The sequence below is a fragment of the Halomonas sp. DP5Y7-2 genome (assembly GCF_019802025.1).
Taxonomy (GTDB): domain Bacteria; phylum Pseudomonadota; class Gammaproteobacteria; order Pseudomonadales; family Halomonadaceae; genus Halomonas; species Halomonas litopenaei_A.
Genome location: NZ_JAHVHY010000006.1, coordinates 53,408 through 72,883 on the forward strand (window position 1 = coordinate 53,408; position 19,476 = coordinate 72,883).

Genomic DNA, 19,476 nt, shown 5'->3' on the forward strand with positions numbered 1-19,476 from the left:
GGGTTCAGGCCCTTGCCGTCAACGGCGTCGGGCCTGAAGCAGGAATTCACGGTTACCGTCGCCGCCAAGGATCGGGCTCTCCTGCCAGTGCAGGATGTCGAATCCGTGCAGGTCGCAGCAGCGGCGAATCCGCTGTTCGACGTCGGCGTAGCGGCGCGGGTCGCTGACCAGTCCACGCTGATCGACCGCGCCTGGCCCCAGCTCGAACTGCGGCTTGACCAGTGACAGTAGCAGGGCGTCGGACGCTAGGAGCTTGGCCAGCTCCGGTAGAATCAGCGTCTGCGAGATGAAGGATACGTCCATCACGGCGACGTCCGGGCGCCCATCCCTTTCCAAAAGCTCGAGCAGCGGCGCGGCGCTTGCCATGTGGCGGGCGTTTAGCCCCTCAAGGCAGGTGACCCGGCTGTCGGCGCGCAGGCTGGTATCCAGCTGATCATGGCCGACTTCGACACCCACCACGTGCCGCGCCCCGGCTGCCAGTGCGCAGTCGGTAAAGCCGCCGGTCGACTGGCCCACATCCAGCACGCGAAGGCCTTCCAGAGATAACCCGAGGGTCTGTAGCACGGCTTCCAGCTTGAGTCCTGCCCGTGAGACGTAGCGATCTTCCGGATCCTGCTCCACCTGGAGTGCCAGGTCCTCAGGGCACTTCTCACCAGGGCGGGTGAGCACCTTGCCATCTGACAGGCGGCTGACGCGGCCGTGGCGTATCAAGCGCTGTGCGCGGGTACGAGAGCGGGCGAACCCCTGGCTCACGAGAAGCTGGTCGAGACGAAGCATGGCGATAGAACGTTCCTGACGTGAGATGCGGCGGCATTATGCCATGGGCGCCGCCACTCTCACGACGGGTGGCGCCCACGGTTTGAACGAGAGGTTGCTCGAGAGGTTGCTCGAGAGGTCGCTTGAGGGATTAACCAAAAGGCCGGTCAGGAGATGGGGCAGAATTCACCGTGCTGCGTGTCACCCTGGGTTGCTGCTGTCCACGGCCTGCAGGCCCCCCGCCGGAATCCTGTCTGCCCCCCAGCTCTCTTGAATCATTGCGATGACCCGGTCCAGCTCTTCTTGCCTCACCTGGGCGAGCTCGCCATGCTCCAGTGGATCGTAGTGGTAGATGTAAAGGCGTGAGGCAAACTGTTCGAAGGATAGTGAGGCTTCACCGAAGCGCTCGCCCTGGCCAGAGGTGCTGACCTTGACGCCCAGGCCCCAGTCCTGACCACTGTCGTTATTGGGGTTGAAAAAGTAGACCCGCATGTCGCCGGCGGGATCGAGGGAGGCGCGCAGGATGGTGATGGCGTGCCAGCCAATGAAGCGGCCGGCGCTGTCGGTGACCGCGATGCCGGCAGGTTGCGGGTGAATCAGCGGTTGGTTGCCGTTGTAGTAGGGGTGGTAGCTGGCATAGAAGTGGCGCAAAAAGATGTCCACATCGGCCAATTGCCCGGTGGCGACGTCGACGTTGATGCCAAAGCCACGGCCGGCCCACCAGCCGTGAAATTCCGGATTGACCCAGCGGTGGGGGTCTCCCTCGCGACCGATACAGCGGCGCCCCATTTCCGCATAGATGCGATCGAGGTGGGGAACGACCAGTAATGACACCGGGTCGAGATCCAGCGGCAAGGTCTGGGCAACCCCTGACTCGCTGTCGCGGGACGAGATGGGCTGGCCCTCGAAGTGCATGATGATTTCATCATCCCTGGCTGCCCAGGTCACCATCTGCAGCAGGTAGTCCGGGTCGTTGTAGGCCCACATGGACAGGGCGCGAGCGGACTGGCAGGTGGGGTTGTTGCCCTGGCCGACCCCCAGGGGCAGGCCCAGCATGCACAGCACGCCCTCCATCAGTCGGGCGCGGTGTGACACCGCATCCCCGAAGGCGGCATGCAGGCGCGCCTCTGACCAGTCCGACAAGGTGAGACCCAATTGTCTCCACAGGGCGGGGGCTACGGGGGGCTGATAGAGAATGCCGCGCTCCAGGGTCAGGGCCAGGCCGTAGACCGCCTGGGCTGTCTGGGGATGAATCGCGGTGCGAATCATGCTGTGCACCAGGTCCCGATAGCACAGCAGACAATCACGCCCGGTCGACGACAGGCCAAGGGCTTCCGACAGCAGGTTGTCGCCCAGGTCCAGCAGGTGCCTGAGCAGGACCGGGTGATAGGGTGACACCAGTCCCGTGTCATGCATGGCCCGGGCAAAACCGCTGGCTTCGTATTGCAGTGCCCTGGCATCCATGGCGGTCAGGCGCTCCCGATAGACTTCCACGCCGGGGTCTTCGCGACAGCCCTGGGTCGGGCCGAACAGCGAGCTGACCAGCCGGTCCGCGCCTTGGCCACTGGCGCCCAGATCAATATTCGGGTTGGCCTGGCAGAGCGCAATCTGGGTCACCATCTGCTTGACCGGCTCGACCTGAATCGGCCGCTGCTGGAGTATCCGCCAGATTTCGCTGATCAGCTCGTCGATGACGTGTTCGTAACCGACCCGGTTGGCCAAGTGCTGGAACAGCGCGCGGGGGATCTGGGCCAGTCGCCCCTGGGTTTCCCGCTCCGCTTCGCTGGGGGCCGAGAACAGCAGCGGCAGATTGATGGCCATGACCTGGGTCAGATAGCGGTGAGCCCCTTCACTCGAGATCAAGGGGTGTCGGTACTGCTGCTTGGCCACTGCCAGCATACGCAGCTCGCTCAGCACCTCGATCACCACCAGCTGCGGGTCAGCACTCTTGAGCGAGTGGCTGGTCAGCGACGGGATGAGAATGTGGGGGTAGGCCCAGTCGGAACCGTCAAAGACACCCGCCTGCTCCAGGCGCTGTGCTCGCGTTTCCAGCTGCGCACAACCATCGGGCTGCAGCAGCACCCGGCGGCAGATGTCGAGTACATGGGGGAGCTTGCCTGGTTTGGCGAACGCGGCAGCGGCCTCAAGACCAGCGATGGCATCGTCCAACTTGACCAGCAGTCCCTTCAGCTTGTCGTTGTCGGTGGGGGAGATGTCAGGGGAGGTCACTCCGGCTCCTGGGCGGTTGGTGGGCGAGGGCGTCTAGCCGTTCCGGTATGATGCGTGACGCTGGCGCAAATGTGCAACGCCGCCGCGTGCCACGGTGTCGTTGTGCAGGCATCGGCACCGTGGACGGGGGCAATAACGCGTGGTGACGCCTTTATGAACGGTTGGCCCGGCGCCTAGACGTAGTAGTCCTCGTCTTCCTGGGCTTTCAGCAGGTCTCGAAGGGTGTGCGCATCGTCACCACGGAAGTACACCAGTCCCCAGTGGGTGCCGAAGGCGGTGCGCTTGGTCACCGTCTCTTCCAGGGGCGCAGTCAGTTCGTGGGACTCGAAGTAGGGGTGGTCCTCCACCGACTCCGGGATTTCCAGACGGCTGACCACACGGCGACGGGGATAAACGCCAAAGCAGCCTGCGAATCCGTTGGCGTCGACCACCTCTTTGGGAAAGAAGTCCGCGACTTCCTCGGCCGTTGTCTTGGGGTCGAAGACCAGCATGCTGGCCTGATAGGCGTTGAAGCCGTAAACCCGCTCCAGCAGTTCGAACACCTTGAAGCCAGGGGGACGATAAGCCACTTCACCGAAGTACATCTCGCCGTCGCTGGTGACGAAGTATTCCGGGTGAATCAGGCCGAAGTCGATATCGAAGGCCTTGATCAGCTTTTCGATCTGTACCCGAATCTGCTCCCGGTAGCGCTCCAGCTCCGGTGAGGCCGGGACAAACACGGAGTAGCCCAAGGTCACGTATTCGGAAATGTTGAGGAATGCGATCTTGCCGTTGTGAATCCATGCCTCGACGGCGAACTCCCAGCCATCCAGGTGGGACTCCATCAGGACCGGGAATTCTTCCTCCGGGATGGTGTCCACCTCGTCTGGCGTGCGAATGACCCGATGACCCAGGCAGCCCGCCTTGTCGAAGGCCTTGAGATGGATGGGGTCGTTGGGGTCGCCATCAAGCTTGAGCAAGGTCTGGTTGACGCGCTTGAGAAAGCGAATCACGTCCTGGTGATCGTGGGCCTCTTCGAAGATGCCGACGCGGATGCCCCCAAGCTGGGCGCGACGCTTCATTAGTGCCTTGTCGCGCAGCAGCAGTGACTGGCCGTAGAGACGGGGGTTGTCCAGCAGTACCGAGTTGATAGCGCCAGACCATTCGACCGTTTCCTCGAACAGCGGGATGGCGACGTCCACGCCCATGTCGCGCAAGGTCTCGGCGATTTCCATGGAGCGATCATTGAGTCGCTCAAAGTTCCAGGAGACATAGGGGATGTCGTGCTGCTTGCAGTAGTCCTCGGCCCAGTCCGGTGCCACCACAACGTAGCGGCGATCGAAGTTTTCGGCGGCTTCAATGGCATTCAAGCTCCAGCCGAGCAGGGCGATGTAGCCTTTATTAGGGTCCTTGTTCATGCAGCGCCTCCTGTAACAGGCATGTAGGTGCGTGAGGTCGGAATCGTCGGTCGTCGTTATCCTCAAATGACGGTGCCCGGAAAGGTGCGCTCCCAGGCAATAAGAGGCTTTCACCATACAGCTTTAGGGGGGAAGTCTCACATATCGGCCGTCTTTAGGCCGGAAAGGCAAAGTCTACTGGGTTTACCCTTGTGGCCAAGGCGCGACCTTGGTATAGTGCACGCGCTCTGAGGCAAGGGGCTGATTTCGAAGGTCTTGTCCTTGAGGTGTTCCCCAAAAGAGTACCTCTTGAAAGGCAAGACGAGAGAGTTCAGCATGCCAGCGCTTCAGACACAGGCAGTAGAATCGTTACTCTGCCTCGCTGCGGTGGCCCCGTCGGTCCTCCCGCAACGCTAGACCGCAAACCCCGCCAGGCCCGGAAGGGAGCAACGGTAGTGGTGGACGCGTGTGCCGGGATGTGGCTGTCGGGGCCGCCTCCATTTCAGGCCCCCTCCTTGATGATTCGCAGGTTTTCCCCTCTTTGACCCGCAGTGGTACAACGAGGTGGTACAACGATGCCCGAATCAGCGCCTTCCTCTGTTGAAATGCCAACAGACCAAAATGCTCTGAAGCCCTGTCCAACAAAGCCCGGCCATCAAAGTCTCGCCTATCTTATCGGCAGCGCAAGCGCCCCAGTATGCTCTACCTGTTTAGATCCCCGTCATGGGGGCTGGTACTGTCGCGTTGTTGTGCCTCTACGGGCAAGGGCGGTCATCGGCAAGACCGAGATTCGACGTTCGCTGAGGACTACTGGCCAATGCTCATGCTCAGCGGTATGCATGGGGGCAAAGGCACCCCTCCTGACGCTGGCGATAGCCGGCGAGGCTCAGAAGGGGGCATGTCAGGTATGGCCCTGGTGGGGCGGGAGAATCAGCGAATCTCGCGGTCGAGGGCGAAGTAGTCGTCTGACTTGAGCTTTTGAATTTCTGCCGAGAGGGTAGTGCCCTCGTTACGGGCCAGCAGCACACTCGCCACGGCACTCAGCGAGCACAGGACTTCCTTGCACTCGGTACGAGTCCGCTGGATCGACTGACGGGCCAACAGCAGGCACATGGCCTGTGGTCGGGCGGGGTGTTTCAGCAGGCTCCCGTAGAGGTTGCCGATGACCTGGCCGCTTAGCTCGCGATCCTGAATTTCCCGATTGTCGTACTCCCGGTAAAAGGCCTCTTCCTGACCATCGGGAATAAAGTAGTGGGTGAAGTCCTTGTAGTCTGGATCGTAGGCGATGCTACTGACGGCGTTGACCAGCTTTTTCTTGATCTCGGGGTGCTGAGCGTCGTCCTCATCGGTGGCCTGCAGCTCTGCCGCCAGGGCCACGGCGGTCTCGAGTTCACGCATCAGGTGAGCGTAGCCGGAGTTGATCTCGTCGTGGCAGCGGGCGATGTCATCAAAGTCCCGCTTGACGCTGGCTACCATCTCGTCTCCTTCGGGTAAGCTTCCGAGCACAGGAAACAGCAGATACTTGTGAACGTGGCAGCTCTCGTAGTAGCGAGACACCTCGCCCTTGAAGTCCTGGAGGTCGCTGCTGACATCCTGCAGGTAGCTGTCATTGTTCTCGATATGCCGTTGCACGGCATCGACGCCATCCTGCTTCCACAGCCGATTCAATCGACGCTCGATCTTGCCGGCGATGGTGATCATGCTGTTGAAGTCTTTTGACAGCTGAATGGTGGTTTCCTGAACCTTGGTGACCGCGATGGCGCGTGCCTGGTCATTGATGCCGACCTCTCTGGCCATACGACGTTGGCGATGGTTATCCAGGGTCCAGGAGACAAAGGCACCGAGAATCGCCAGGCTGGTGGCGATGTCCACGCCGATCGAGAAGTTTTCCACTGCGTTGCTATCCTTTGGTGGGGGTTCGTTTTTTTTCTGATGGAGGCGCGCTATCTTCGTCGGGCACAGGACGTTGCCGATGCTTCGCTGGTCCTGGGGGCCTTGGGACGAGTCTGTTGCGCGACAGCTATATGGTAGGGGCGAAATGATTCGCCTAGAAGGATTAATATCAGCATCGTACGATGAGTGTTCTGTTACCTTTTCATGACCAATCCATGGAGCCGACATGTCTTACGTGGTTCAGCGCCTTGCCCGCTTGAGTGCACCAGCGATCGGTCTGGGCTGTATGAACGTCTCCCATGCCTACGGCAGTCCCTTGCCGGAGGCCCGTGCGGTAGAGGTGATTCGTGAGGCATTCGACGCCGGATATCGGCACTTCGATACCGCCACGCTTTACGGCAAGACAAGCAATGAGCAGGTCGTGGGGCAGGCGCTGAAGGGACTGCGAGAGGAGGTCTTTCTTGCCAGCAAATGCGGCATGGCCTTCGATTTATCGATTGGCGCCAAGCGCATCGACGGACGCCCAGAGACTCTGCGACGCCAGTGCGAGGAGAGCCTCGCACGGCTCGGTACTGATCATCTGGATCTCTACTACCTCCATCGGCTGGATCGCCAGGTGCCGGTGGAGGAGAGTGTCGGGGAGCTGGGGCGGCTTGAGCAGGAAGGCAAGATTGGCGGGGTAGGCTTGTCCGAGGTATCCGCCACGACGCTTCGGCGTGCCCAGGCGGAGCACCCGGTGGCGGCGGTCCAGTCCGAGTATTCGCTGTGGACGCGAAACCCCGAAATTGCACTGCTCGACGCCTGTCGCGAGGCTGGCACGGTGCTGGTGGCCTTCAGTCCGCTGGGACGTGCCTTCCTCACCGGTCGCCTACGCCACCCTGAGGACCTGGAAGAGGGCGATATGCGGCGTGGCATGCCGCGCTTCTCCAGCGCCAACTATGCTCACAACCTGTCGCTGCTGGCGTCTTTTGAAGATATCGCCATGCAGCAGGGCTGCACCCCTGCGCAGCTTGCGCTGGCATGGCTGAGAGGCCAGGGGGCGGATGTCATCCCGATCCCGGGTTCCCGTGACCCGTCGCATCAGCGAGAAAATCTGGCCGCCGAGGCGCTGAGCCTGGATGCAGGCGTGCTCGCCTTGCTCAACGCCATGCTGACCCCCGACCAGGTAGCAGGGCGACGCTACAGTGACGTCCAGCAGGCCGATATCGATACTGAGGAATTCGATCCTGCCGGCTAACCCGAGCGTCGTGATGGTGAAGGTCGGTGCCAGGTTCACAAGGTCTATGCCAGGTTCAGAGGGTTTATACCAAGTTCAAGAGTATTGTCTGGCGGCGGCGTCGAACTCTGGTGGATTCGACCTGTCAACGCCATAAGGCCCCGGCTATGCTGTTGGGTCCTGATATCACCAGAGCGCTTTTGGTCTAGCGTCGGATAGCTCGGTTCACGGTTAACACAGATCTCTTTTACCCCAAGTCATTACAAACACTACGTTGAAAGGAGAAGCCTCAATGAGTCACTACAAGGTCACCAACCCCGCCACGGGAGAGGTAGAGGCGACCTATCCGGAGGCCAGCGACGCCCAGATTGCTGAGGCTGTCGAACTGGCCCAGCAAGCTTACCTGGCATGGCGTGGCGTCGCCCCGGCTGAGCGTGCAGCCCTGCTCCACCGTGTGGCTGACCTGCATGAGGAACGTCGTGATGCGCTGGCGGACATTATCGTGCGTGAGATGGGCAAGCCGAAGTCCCAGGCGTTGGGAGAGATGTCGGTCGTAGTCGATATCTACCGTTACTACGCCGACAACGGTCCAGCCTGGCTCGAGCCAGAGCCCATCGTGACGGCAGGCGCCAAGGCCGAAGTGCGCAAGCAGGGTCTGGGCGTGCTGTTGGGCATCATGCCCTGGAACTTCCCGTACTATCAGGTGGCGCGGTTTGCCGCTCCTAACGTGCTCAATGGCAATACCATCCTGCTGAAACATGCGCCCCAGTGCCCCGAGTCGGCCAAGGCCATCGAAGACATTTTCCACGAAGCCGGGGCGCCGAAAGGTCTCTACACCAATCTGTATGCCAGCAACGAGCAGGTTGGCGAGCTGATCGCGGACAGTCGCGTGCAGGGCGTGTCGCTGACCGGTTCGGAGCGAGCGGGTGCCGCGGTGGCCGAGCAAGCCGGTCGGCAGCTCAAGAAGGTCGTACTGGAGCTAGGTGGCTCCGATCCCTTCCTGGTACTGCCCGATGCAGACCTGGATCAGGCGGTCAAGCAGGCGGTGCAGGGACGTTTCGGTAACTGCGGCCAGGCCTGCAACGCGGCCAAGCGGATCATCGTCGATGCCTCGGTGCATGACGAGTTTCTGGCGGCCTTCCGTCAGGCGGTCGAGAACATCAAGGTCGGTGATCCGATGGCGGATGACACCGTGATGGGACCGATGTCCTCCCAGCAGGCGCTGGAGAACCTTGATGCCCAGGTGCAGGATGCCGTCAGCCAAGGCGCCACCTTGGTGACCGGTGGCAAGCGCCTGGACAAGGCGGGCGCCTGGTACGCGCCCACCCTGCTGACCGGGGTGACCCGGGACATGCGTATCTTCCAGGAAGAGCTGTTCGGACCGGTCGCCGTGGTCTATCGCGCTGCTGACCTGGAAGAGGCCATCGACCTGGCCAACGACACGCCCTACGGACTGGGCGCGGTGATCCAGACCACCAATCCCGAAGCGGCGCTGGACCTGGCCAACCGCCTGGAAGTGGGCATGGTGCACATCAACGAGCCGCCCGGCAGCGAGGCTGAGCTTCCGTTCGGTGGGGTCAAGCGCTCTGGCTTCGGGCGTGAGCTTGGCAAGGATGGCATGGACGAGTTCGTCAACCGCCAGATGGTGAAGATGGCGCGTTGAGCGTTGTGTCCTGAACCATCCTGCGCTGTCACGCGCGAAAGTGTGTGAGGCAGCGTGAGGCAGCCGCCTCTCAGGCCCCGTCGAGCTAACTGGCTCGACGGGGCCTGTTTACTAGGAGCCTGTTTATAAGAGCCTGTTGACAGGGGGCTGCTGACAGGGACTGTTGATACGGAGCGCATGTGCAGGATGTGTCGCTGGGGTGACGGGTGTAGGGTGCAAGGAAGGACCCGGGCTCCCCCTTGGCGTCAAGAGTGCGGCGCAGCGGTTGCCGGAGGCGGTTAGGGTGAACCTGGCAGCACCGGAGATTCAGGCTCCAGTGATGAGCCCGTTCACGCAGCTTGCGGGGAACCTCATCGCGCTGGAGTATTCCAACGAAGACACGGTTGTCTCACGACCAAGGAGAGCGTCATGAATGCCAAGTTCCTGCTGGACCAGCTGATGAAACAGGCGGGCGGAGGATCCTCATCGTCCGGGTCTTCGCGCGGTGGCTTCGATGTACAGGGGTTGATCAATAGCGTGTCGTCCCAGCTGTCGGGCGGATCGTCCTCCCGCGGGGGGATGGACATGAAAAGCCTGTTGGGAGGTGGTGCGCTGGGCATGCTGATGGGCTCCAAGCGGGGACGCAGCATGGGTGGCAAGGCGATCAAGTACGGTGCCATTGCAGGGGTCGGCATGCTGGCATGGAAGGCGTGGCAGGCATCCCGTTCCGGAAGTACCGATGCGACTCACGCAGCGTCGGCTCAGGAAGGCGCCCCACTGGAGGAGCTCAATGGGGCGGCTCAAGAACAGCGTAGTCTCGAGGTGTTGCAGGCCGTGATCATGGCGGCGCGTGCCGATGGCCATATTGACGCCCAGGAGCGTGCCCTGATCAGCGAACAGATGCAGCAGCTAGGGGCGGATGACGAGCTGCATGCCTGGGTCGAGCAGCAGCTCACGGCTCCGCTGGATGCCGAGGCACTGGCTCGCCAGGCAGATTCTCCGCAGGCTGCCAGAGAAATGTACCTGGCCAGCGCCGCCGTGATCGATGAGCAGAATGCCATGGAGCGGGCCTGGCTGGAGGAGTTGGGTACGGCTCTGGGGCTGGACGAGTCGATGCGGCGTGAGCTGGAGCGGCAGCTGGAAAGGCTGAACTGACGGCCTGACCTGCTTCTGCGATCAGCGATTTGCGTTTGCTATCAGCGCCCGACCGCTTGCCACTGCAACGGGTCGGGCGTTGCTTTACCCTCCGATGTCTTGCCTTCCACGGTGTGCACTGGGCCCACACCGCAGAACAGTGAGCTCACTCGATCATAAGGATAAGGTTTTCCATGCAGGTGTTTCACAGCGAAGCGACCAAATTGCGTCGCGCCAAGACCGAGCTTCACGACGGTCAATTGATGACGCCGTTCGAGTGCCCCGAGCGGGTAGACCTGGTGCTGGAGCAAATACGTCAGCACGAGGTAGGGCAGGTGAGTGAGCCGCAAGCCTTCGGTCGCGATCCCGTTGATGCCGTTCACGACGCCGCCTATGTGGACTTTGTGGCCAACTGCTGGGATGACTGGCAGGCAGCGGGCTATCAGGGCGAGGCGATACCGACCACCTGGCCTACGCGAACCATGCGCGATGACCGTATTCCTGGCCATATTGGTGGCAAGCTTGGCTACTATGCACTGGGTGGGGATACCTCGATTTCCCAGGGCAGCTTCGAGGCGGCGATGGCGAGCAAGGATGTGGCGCTTGCTGCCTACCGGCACACGGCTGCCAGCGGCGAGCCCAGCTTTGGCCTATGTCGGCCGCCTGGCCACCACGCCGCCACGGATCAGTTCGGCGGCTACTGCTTCTTCAACAATGCCGCGATCGTGGCACAGCATGCCTTGAGTGACGGCCATGGCCGTGTGGCGATCCTCGACGTGGACTTCCACCACGGTAACGGCACCCAGCAGATCTTCTACGCCCGTGACGACGTCCTGACCCAGTCGATCCACGGTGACCCGGACCAGTGCTTCCCCTACTTCCTTGGGCATGCCGACGAGCGAGGTGAGGGTCGGGGTCTCGGCTTCAACGTCAACTATCCCTTGCCGCCGGGCACCGACTACACCACCTGGTGTGAGCAGCTGGAGCTGGCGCTGGGCGAGATTCGCCGTCACCAGGCTTCACTGCTGGTGGTGTCCCTGGGGGTCGACACCTTCGAAGGCGACCCGATCTCCAGCTTCCGCCTGAAGAGTGACGATTTCCACGATATGGGGCGGCGTCTGGCCAGCCTGGAGCTGCCCACCGTCATCCTGTTGGAGGGCGGTTACGCGGTGAAGGAGATCGGTATCAACGTGGTCAAGGTGCTGAAGGGCTTCGAGCAGCGCTGATGCGACACAATGATGCCCGCCACACCGAGCAAGGGGGTGTGGCGGGCGTCGTTGTATCGGTAGAGGGCGATTTGAGACCGGCGCTTGAACTGCGTGCTTAAAAAACGCCCTAAATGGCGTGCGAAGTAGGGGGCGTGTTTTCCACGACCCCATGGCAGAGGTTCAGCGTCTGTCGTCTTGGTCGCGATCTGTCCCAGGGGCGGGCAGCATCGGCAAGGGTTGCGGTGGCCGAGCGTAAAGCGCGCGAAACAGCTTCATGCCGAGCCACAGGAACAGCAGGGGAATGACCAGGGTACGCAGTACGAACAGCGCCATCAGCTCTAGAATGGCATTGGTACCGGACTCCACGCGGCTTTGGATCGCCGCCAGACTGAGGCTGTCGGTCAAGGCGGAGAAACGCTGACTGAGGCTAGCCAGCAGGCCTTGGTCTTCCCCTGCCAAGCGACTGCTCAAGGCGTCTCGCCGGCGGTCCAGTTCGGCGAGTTGTTTAAGCTGATGCTCGCGCTGTTCCGTCAGCGCTGCGAGTGAGTCGCGGCGCTCTGCCAGCTGCTGCTGCAGGCGGTCGATCTCGGGGTTGTCATGGAAGGGATTAAGGCGTTCCTTCAGGCTGAGGCGAGCAGTCAGCAGCGACAGGCGTCCACGGCTCTGCTCGACGCCTTGTTCTGCCAGGGCGATCCGACGGTTGAGCGTGATCAGCCCGCCACGCAGCTGGTCGCGCTGGTCCTCGGCGGACGCCAATTCGCGTTCGATCCGTTCGCGTTGCTCCGCAGGCAGGCCATCATCGGTGTGGGCTTCGCTGGTGGCCTGCACGTCCTCGGACAGGCGTTGGACCTCCTCCATGCTGTTCGTGGTGCGCTCGTCGAGGAAGGCGTGATCGACCAGCGCGCTGGCGGCCAGGGTCAACAGCAGCAGGAAACGGCCCAGGCCGATAAGGGCGAAGGCGCGCCAGGCCAATGCTGTCGTCGGCCAGCCGCGCCAGAGACTGAGCAGCAGCCACAGGCCGGCGGCGGTGAAGGCCACCTTGAACGCCAGCGTGGCCGTGATCTCGAGCAGCAGGGTCTGGCCTATCAGCGAGCCGATGGCCAGCTTCATCACGCTGGCATAGTCCTCCACCAGGTCGTTGATCGGGTCCAGCACCTCGAAGGGATGGGTCGACGCTGCCACCACCCCCACTTCGGTGGACTGCAGGACGGATATCCCCGCGTTGAGGCCCCTCGCCGCAGCGAAGGCGAGCAAGGCTTGGGTGGTGGCGCCTTCTACCTGGCGCTGGGTGGCGCGGTCGAGTATCCCAAGCCATGACACGGCGATGATGGCAGCAATGGCGAGGGTCATGATCAGCTTCAAGCGTGAACCCGTCAGCAGGAGCATGGGGTGACCGGAGCGCGGGCCGGGAAGGTTGTCAGGCATAAGGTGTTCCGTCGGATGGCGAGGGCGGCAGTCGTGAATGGCGTGTCATGGCGTGTCGATGATAGCCGCCTTGGCCTGTCGACCGGCGCCGGTGACGGTGTCATGGGTCACGGCCTTTGCGGCGTGAGTCCCACCCGGTAGAATGCCACGACCATCGAGCGGGAAATACTGTTGCGTGCCCGTCACGCCTTGCCCCCGCCTTGTTGACATAGCGGGTCGTCAGGCCCGAAGCCCAGCCGCAGGAAATGACGTTCAATGAGCTATCAGGTTCTGGCCCGCAAGTGGCGGCCTCGCACCTTCCATGAACTGGTGGGGCAGGAGCATGTCCAGCGAGCCTTGGTCAATGCCCTCGACCAAGGGCGGCTGCACCATGCCTACCTGTTCACGGGCACCCGTGGCGTGGGCAAGACCACACTGGCCAGGATTCTGGCAAAGTGTCTGAACTGCACCGACAAGGGCGAGGGTGACGACGGCGTGACGTCGACCCCCTGTGGGCGCTGTGATAGCTGTCAGTCCATCGATCAGGGGCGTTTTGTCGACCTGATCGAGGTCGACGCCGCTTCACGAACCAAGGTGGAAGACACCCGTGAGCTGCTCGACAATGTGCAGTACGCGCCGACTCAGGGCCGCTACAAGGTGTACCTCATCGACGAGGTGCACATGCTGTCGACCAGCAGTTTCAACGCCCTGTTGAAGACCCTTGAGGAGCCGCCGCCCCACGTCAAGTTCCTGCTGGCCACCACCGATCCGCAGAAGCTTCCGCCGACAGTGCTGTCACGCTGTCTGCAATTTACCCTGAAGCATATGCCTCCGGAGCGCATCGTTGGCCATCTGTCGAAGGTGCTGGAGGCTGAGCAGGTACCTTACGAGGAATCCGCGCTGTGGCTGCTGGGCAAGGCTGCCGCGGGCTCCATGCGTGACGCCATGAGCCTGACGGATCAGTCGATCGCCTTTGGCCAGGGCGAAGTGCGTCACGCTGACGTGGCGGCCATGCTCGGAACGCTGGATCATCGTCATGTGCTGGCGCTGATCGAAGCGCTGGCCGAGGTCGATGCGGCAAGGGTGCTGCGCGAGGTGGCGAGCCTGGCTGAGCAGGGCCCTGATTTTGGTGCCGTGCTCGATGACTTGACCTCGGTGATGCATCGCCTGGCCATCGGTCAGATGGTGCCGTCGGCGCTGGATAATGGCCACGGTGATCGCGAAGCGTTGCTGGCACTTGCCGCGCAGTTTGCGGCTGAAGATATCCAGCTGTACTACCAGATCGGCGTGCAGGGGCGGGCTGACATGGCCCATGCACCGGATGCCCGCACCGCACTGGAAATGACGCTGCTGCGGATGCTGGCCTTTCGTCCGCAGGGCGTGCCGCGACCTGCCAAGACACCGTTGCCGATGCGCGGGGAACCCGAGCAGCCCCAGCCAGCAAAAGCCGAGCAGCCTCCACAGCCTGAACCCGAGCAGCCATCGTCGTACGAGGAGCCTTCGGCAGGCTCAGCGCAGGTCGCTGCTCCCATGGATGCTCCGCCCCCCGGTCCGAGTGAGCCGAGTGGGCCGAGCCAGCCGGTGGCCGATCATGAGCCGGCCACCGCTGCTGACAGCCTTCCGCCCTGGGAGGGCGGCGTTCCCGAGGACCCTACGTCGGGCGCTGAGGCGCCCGCAGAAAGCCGAGAGCCCGCTGATGCGCCCGCAGAAAGCCGAGAGCCCGCTGATGCGCCCGCAGACAGCCGAGAGCCCGCTGATGCGCCAGCAGATAGCGTAGGAATCGCAGAGGCGCTGCCCCAGGTGGGCATGGATGCCGAGGGTCCCCACGAGCCCCAGGCGCCGGTGCCAGACGCAAGCCCAGCCGCCTCCGCTGCCTCTGCCGAGGCGTTGGCAGTGTCCGAGGTCGATGCCGCGGCGGCGGAGGTCGTGGCAACGTCTGCTGGCGAGCTCGAGCAGGAAGGCGTGTCCGCCGCCGCCGCTGGCAGGCCGACGGACAGCAGTGGGGCCATCTCGGAGGTCGCTACAGAAGCCGCTAGCGAGGCGACGACAGAGGCCACTAATGAGGCCACGACAGAAGCCGAGGCTGAGGCGGTCACGACTGCGCCACTCGACGGGCAGCGACTGACCCACGCACTGTGGTTGGAGCACTTCGACGATCTGGCCATTTCCGGGCTTACCAGGAACTTGGCGGCGCACTGCATCGTGGCCGGAGATGATGGCGAACGGCTGCACCTTCAGCTGGACCCGTCGCAATCTGCGATGAATGCCGACGTCCACCAGAATCGCATTCGTGATGCGCTGGAGGCCCTTGGCTATGCCCGTCGGCTGGAGGTCGACGTTGTCGAGCTGGATGGTCGCGTCGAGACCCCGCGCCAGATGGCCGAGCGCTTGGCGGCGGAACGCCATGCACAAGCGGTTGAGGCATTGAAGCGTGATCCCCATATTCAGCAGTTGCAGCAGACTTTTGGCGCCAGGCTGGTAGAGTCCACCGTGACTCCCGCTGGCGAGACGCGCAAGGCCCGGCGCTGATGACAGACATCGCCGCCGCATTGATCAGAATGTGTTCTTTGCTGGGACCGGAATCTATTTCTGCCAGGTAACGTACCTGGCAAACGCTTTGCTAAACCGTGTCGTTTGAGAGGATCAGATCATGATGAAAGGTGGAATGGGCAACCTGATGAAGCAGGCCCAGGAAATGCAGGACAAGATGCAGCGCGTTCAGGAGGAGATCGCCAAGGCCGAGGTGCTGGGCGAAGCGGGTGCCGGCATGGTCAAGGTCACCATGAACGGCCGTCACGACGTCAGCAAGGTCGAGATTGACCCCTCCGTCATGGAAGAGGACAAGGAGCTGCTCGAGGACCTGCTGGCAGCGGCGGTCAATGACGCCGTTCGCAAGGTGGAAACCAGCTCCAAGGCCAAGATGGAAGAGGTGACATCTGGCCTCAACCTGCCGCCTGGTTTCAAGATGCCGTTCTGATTCGGCGTCCACCTGCGGCGTTCCGGGCCTTGGCGGGCCCGGACAATATCTGACTGGCGGGGGGCGCTTGCGGCCCCGCCCCGGACGAGACTGTCATGAGTTTTTCTCCCCTGGTCGAGCAACTGATGGACGCCCTGCGCGTGCTGCCCGGCGTCGGCCCCAAGACCGCCCAGCGCATGGCCATGCACCTGCTGGAACGCCAGCGTGAAGGCGGTAGACGCCTCGCTGAGGTGATGCTCGAGGCCGTGGAGCAGGTGGGCTACTGCCAGCGTTGTAGAACGCTGACGGAGGAGCCGCTCTGCGGTCTCTGCCAGAGCGCACGGCGTGACGACAGCGTGCTGTGCGTGGTCGAGTCTCCCGCGGATATGCTCGCCATTGAGGAAGCTGGTGGCTTCCAGGGACGCTATTTCGTGCTGCACGGGCATCTGTCGCCGCTGGACGGGATCGGCCCGGAAGACATCGGTCTCGACCAGCTTGAGGCGCGCATGGATGAGGGGCTGGTCAAGGAAGTGGTGCTGGCAACCAACCCCACCGTGGAAGGCGAAGCAACGGCGCACTACATCGCCACTCAAATCAAGCGCCACGGTGCGCGCTTGTCTCGCCTGGCCTATGGTGTGCCCATGGGCGGCGAACTCGAGTACGTCGACGGGGGAACCCTGAGCCGTGCCTTTTCTGGCCGCCTGCCTTTCGATAGCGAATGACCTAGGCCCGTGCCGTTGACTGAATTGGAAGCCTGAATGCCTGTTACCCCCGATATTCGATGGATCGATAACGACGCCGCACTTGATGAGGCCTGCAAGGCCCTGTCCCAGGCGCCTGTGCTGGCGCTGGACACAGAGTTCTTCAGGGAGAAGACCTTTCATCCTGTGCCAGCACTGATTCAGATCTATGGTGGCGAGACCACCTACCTGATCGACCCATTGGAAGTTGCCTGCAGCGATGCCTGTCGCGAGTTGTTGACCAATGACGCTCTGAAGCTGTTGCACGCCTGTAGCGAGGATCTTGAGGTGTTTGCCCATTGGGCGGGTGTGGCACCGACGCCACTGGTCGATACCCAAGTCGCCCAGGGCCTGCTGGGTGAAGACGCCGCCATGGGGTATCAACGTCTGGTGGAGTTCTGGGTGGGCGAGACCCTGCCCAAGGAAGAAACCCGTTCCAACTGGCTCGAACGCCCGCTGAGCGACGCACAGTTGAGCTATGCCGCCCTTGACGTGGTCTACCTGTTGATGGTGTGGCAACTGCAGCGAGAGTCTCTTGAACGGCATGGTCGCCTGGAGTGGGTGCTCGAAGACTGCGCCGATCTGGTAGCCCAGTCGGAGCGCTCCAGCGACAGCGATGGCCAGTGGTATCTGCGTCATCGCCAGCTGTGGCGCCTGGCGCCGCGCCAAGTGGAGGCGTATCGCCTGATGACCACCTGGCGCGAGGGGGAGGCGCGGGCGCGAAATCTGCCGCGCAACTGGATTGTGCAGGATCGCGTGCTCTACGCTATTGCAGAGAAACTGCCGGCCAACCGCCATGAGCTGTCCCGCGTCGAGGGCGTCAAGCCTCCACTGATCAAGCGCGAGGGCGATGTGTTGCTGGCGCTGGTCAAGCAAGCCGCCCACGCCGATGCGGCAGCGTTGGCGCCGGTGCCACTGGCGCCAACGCTGCCACCCTTCAAGGCACGCATGAAGGCGTTGAAGAAGGTGGTCAATGGCGAAGCGGAGTCCCTTGGGGTGGCCCCTGAGGTGCTGCTGCGGCGCCGAGAGCTTGAAGCGCTGGTGACGGCCAGCATGCGCAATGCGCCGTTACCGCTGGCTTCCGGCTGGCGCGGTGAGCGACTCAACCCAGGCCTGCAGGCCGCCCTGGGCGACCTGGCCCAGGCGGGGTGACATAAGCGGGCTGGCATACCCCGGCTGACGGGGGGCGCCGCCTGCTGCCCTCCTCTGACAGGGATGCCCCCAACCACACCCGTGACAGGGCCCATCAAGGCCCGATGAGACAGCCATGACGACAATGCAAGGCAAGCTGCTGTGCGAAGTGTTCAAGAGTTCGCGCAAGGAAGAGATGTATCTTTACGTGGACAAGCGCCAGGGGCTTGAGCGGATACCGGAACCTCTGCTGGAGCGCTTTGGTGCGCCGGTATCGGTGATGACGATGATCCTGACCCCTGAGAAGACGCTGGCACGTACCAGCGGCGCCGACGTAATGGCGGCGATCGAGGAGAAGGGGTTCTACCTGCAGATGCCGCCGGCCAAGGACGAGTATCTGCTGGACCTGTACCGCACGCCCACGGAAGCTCGCTATTAAACGATTACCTCCAGAGGGAGGAAGACAGAGGTCGGTTTGGAAACATCGCTGAGAGAGCGCTTCTGGGAGCGTTATTCATTGCATGAGCTCAATCCCCAGGAGTGGGAGGCGCTGTGCGATGGCTGTGGCCAATGCTGCCTGCGCAAGCTCGAGGATGAGGACACCGGCGACCTGGCGGTACTGGGGCTCGCCTGCCGTCTGCTCGATGTCCACAGCTGTCGCTGCAGCGACTATGAAAACCGCTTCGCCAAGGTGCCAGACTGTACTCAGCTCACCCCGGAGCTGGCCCACCAGTTCACATGGCTGCCGCACTCATGTGCCTACCGGAGGCTGGCCGAAGGGCGCAAGCTGGCAGGCTGGCACCACCTGATCTGTGGAGATCGCGAACGGGTGCATCGCAAGGGCATCAGCGTGCGCAGCTTCGCCATTTCCGAGACCGAGGTCGACGAAGCCGACTTCGAGGATCACATTATCGCGGTGATCCCCGTAGACGGTTGATCGCCAGCCTGACGGGGCTGAGGGCTATGTGTTGGTCTCTGTGCTCTCGGCCTGGGTCTCATCAGTCCCGTTTTCTTCCGCCGCTGACGTGTCATCTGGGTCCGTATCCTCGTCGTCAGAGGTCGTCATGGCCTCCATCTCGCCTTCCATGGACCCCGTGATTTCGGCGTCGCCATCGAACAGTGGACGCGCGTCCTCGAGGCTATCGAAGTCTGCGATGAGGGTCTCGCCGGCAGAGTCAGCGGTCGCTTGTTCGTCTTGGGTCTCGACGTAGCTGTTGCCGTCAAAGCGCAGGCGAACGGTCTGGGCAGGCTCATCGGCGGCGACGTGGCGCCGGACCAGCAGGTCCTGCCAGCCTTCGTGGGCGGCGTCGCCCAGTTGAATGGGAGGCTGGGTGGTGGGCTGGGCGCTGATGACGCGATAGGTATCTCCCTGGGGCTCAAGGATCAGCGTGTCACAGCCGCCGGTGCCACAGACCATGGGGCCCACGACGTGGACGATGGCTTCTTCCCGGCCATCATCGTTGAGGTCGCTCCAGCCAATCAGGTAGCGCACCTCGCCGAGCTGCGGGTCGAAGTTGGCCTTGAGCGAGTCCTCGAGGGCGGCGCGACGCGCATCCCCTGACAGCGCCGGTTCAGCATCGTCAGAGCCTTGTTCCGCGGTGTCGTTGTCGGCAGAACTGGCGGCAGCGCCTTCGGCCGCAGCACTGTCGCTGTGTGTCGCCGCACTGTCCTGGCCGTCCGTGTCACTGTCATCGGAGCAACCGGTCAGTGCAGTGCCGAGCCAAAGGGCGGCGGTGAGGGCGAGCATGGGTTTGGCGTTCATGAAAATCCTTGTCATTTCAGTGGCCGCAC

At 62.7% G+C, this 19,476-nt stretch carries 17 protein-coding genes and 1 other RNA gene; 12 read left to right on the forward strand and 6 right to left on the reverse strand.

All coding sequences use genetic code 11. From position 1 onward, the window contains the following. Positions 1-18 precede the first annotated feature (18 nt). From KUW18_RS12420 to KUW18_RS12430, 3 genes are all read right to left on the reverse strand, one after another. Positions 19-777, reverse strand: coding sequence for a TlyA family RNA methyltransferase (locus KUW18_RS12420; protein WP_222561552.1), 759 nt, complete (start codon positions 775-777; stop codon positions 19-21). Between the two features lie 180 nt (positions 778-957). Continuing rightward, on the reverse strand, positions 958-2,985 hold the full coding sequence (locus tag KUW18_RS12425) for a hypothetical protein (RefSeq protein WP_222561553.1): 2,028 nt from the start codon (positions 2,983-2,985) through the stop codon (positions 958-960). A gap of 173 nt (positions 2,986-3,158) precedes the next feature. After that, the gene (locus tag KUW18_RS12430; protein WP_206936942.1) at positions 3,159-4,382 is read right to left on the reverse strand and encodes an acetyl-CoA carboxylase biotin carboxylase subunit family protein; all 1,224 of its coding nucleotides are present in this window, start codon (positions 4,380-4,382) and stop codon (positions 3,159-3,161) included. Positions 4,383-4,755: 373 nt separating this feature from the next. On the opposite strand from KUW18_RS12430, the gene ffs reads away from it, so the two are divergent. Together ffs and KUW18_RS19970 are read left to right on the forward strand one after the other, a co-directional pair. Next, an RNA gene (ffs, locus tag KUW18_RS12435) (signal recognition particle sRNA small type) lies at positions 4,756-4,852 on the forward strand. Positions 4,853-4,966: 114 nt separating this feature from the next. Further along, positions 4,967-5,335 (forward strand): DUF6538 domain-containing protein, encoded by a 369-nt coding sequence (locus KUW18_RS19970; protein ID WP_409995833.1) that lies wholly within the window; start codon positions 4,967-4,969, stop codon positions 5,333-5,335. Here the strand turns inward: KUW18_RS19970 and KUW18_RS12440 are convergent. Further along, complete coding sequence (locus KUW18_RS12440) at positions 5,292-6,254, reverse strand: hypothetical protein (protein WP_206936943.1); 963 nt, start codon at positions 6,252-6,254, stop codon at positions 5,292-5,294. The genes KUW18_RS19970 and KUW18_RS12440 overlap by 44 nt on opposite strands. Before the next feature lie 226 nt (positions 6,255-6,480). Here KUW18_RS12440 and KUW18_RS12445 point away from each other — a divergent pair, with 226 nt between their 5' ends. The 4 genes from KUW18_RS12445 to KUW18_RS12460 all read left to right on the forward strand — a co-directional run bounded on the left by KUW18_RS12445 (position 6,481) and on the right by KUW18_RS12460 (position 11,472). Next, on the forward strand, positions 6,481-7,491 hold the full coding sequence (locus KUW18_RS12445) for an aldo/keto reductase (protein ID WP_222561554.1): 1,011 nt from the start codon (positions 6,481-6,483) through the stop codon (positions 7,489-7,491). Positions 7,492-7,762: 271 nt separating this feature from the next. Beyond that, positions 7,763-9,133 (forward strand): NAD-dependent succinate-semialdehyde dehydrogenase, encoded by a 1,371-nt coding sequence (locus KUW18_RS12450; RefSeq protein ID WP_222561555.1) that lies wholly within the window; start codon positions 7,763-7,765, stop codon positions 9,131-9,133. A 408-nt stretch (positions 9,134-9,541) separates the two neighbouring features. Beyond that, complete coding sequence (locus tag KUW18_RS12455; protein WP_222561556.1) at positions 9,542-10,267, forward strand: tellurite resistance TerB family protein; 726 nt, start codon at positions 9,542-9,544, stop codon at positions 10,265-10,267. A 173-nt stretch (positions 10,268-10,440) separates the two neighbouring features. Then, entirely contained in the window at positions 10,441-11,472 is a 1,032-nt protein-coding gene (locus tag KUW18_RS12460) for a histone deacetylase family protein (RefSeq protein ID WP_222486622.1), read from the forward strand. 162 nt (positions 11,473-11,634) lie between these two features. Here KUW18_RS12460 and KUW18_RS12465 read toward each other — a convergent pair whose 3' ends face one another. Further along, a complete protein-coding gene (locus KUW18_RS12465) occupies positions 11,635-12,879 on the reverse strand; it encodes a hypothetical protein (protein WP_222561557.1) in 1,245 nt (414 codons plus the stop codon). A gap of 255 nt (positions 12,880-13,134) precedes the next feature. Here KUW18_RS12465 and dnaX point away from each other — a divergent pair, with 255 nt between their 5' ends. From dnaX to KUW18_RS12495, 6 genes are all read left to right on the forward strand, one after another. Continuing rightward, positions 13,135-15,387 carry a DNA polymerase III subunit gamma/tau gene (gene dnaX, locus KUW18_RS12470; protein WP_222561558.1) on the forward strand — a complete coding sequence of 751 codons (2,253 nt, stop codon included), beginning with the start codon at positions 13,135-13,137 and terminating at the stop codon, positions 15,385-15,387. A gap of 121 nt (positions 15,388-15,508) precedes the next feature. Then, positions 15,509-15,835 carry a YbaB/EbfC family nucleoid-associated protein gene (locus tag KUW18_RS12475; RefSeq protein ID WP_045993209.1) on the forward strand — a complete coding sequence of 109 codons (327 nt, stop codon included), beginning with the start codon at positions 15,509-15,511 and terminating at the stop codon, positions 15,833-15,835. 95 nt (positions 15,836-15,930) lie between these two features. Continuing rightward, positions 15,931-16,536, forward strand: a complete 606-nt coding sequence (gene recR, locus KUW18_RS12480; protein ID WP_222162961.1) for a recombination mediator RecR — start codon at positions 15,931-15,933, stop codon at positions 16,534-16,536. A gap of 36 nt (positions 16,537-16,572) precedes the next feature. Beyond that, positions 16,573-17,706 (forward strand): ribonuclease D, encoded by a 1,134-nt coding sequence (gene rnd / locus KUW18_RS12485; protein WP_222561559.1) that lies wholly within the window; start codon positions 16,573-16,575, stop codon positions 17,704-17,706. 115 nt (positions 17,707-17,821) lie between these two features. Then, on the forward strand, positions 17,822-18,124 hold the full coding sequence (locus KUW18_RS12490) for a YcgL domain-containing protein (RefSeq protein ID WP_224908739.1): 303 nt from the start codon (positions 17,822-17,824) through the stop codon (positions 18,122-18,124). 36 nt (positions 18,125-18,160) lie between these two features. Continuing rightward, a complete protein-coding gene (locus KUW18_RS12495) occupies positions 18,161-18,622 on the forward strand; it encodes a YcgN family cysteine cluster protein (RefSeq protein ID WP_206936959.1) in 462 nt (153 codons plus the stop codon). 24 nt (positions 18,623-18,646) lie between these two features. Here the strand turns inward: KUW18_RS12495 and KUW18_RS12500 are convergent, their stop codons facing one another. Continuing rightward, the gene (locus KUW18_RS12500; protein ID WP_222561560.1) at positions 18,647-19,447 is read right to left on the reverse strand and encodes a hypothetical protein; all 801 of its coding nucleotides are present in this window, start codon (positions 19,445-19,447) and stop codon (positions 18,647-18,649) included. Positions 19,448-19,476 lie beyond the last annotated feature (29 nt).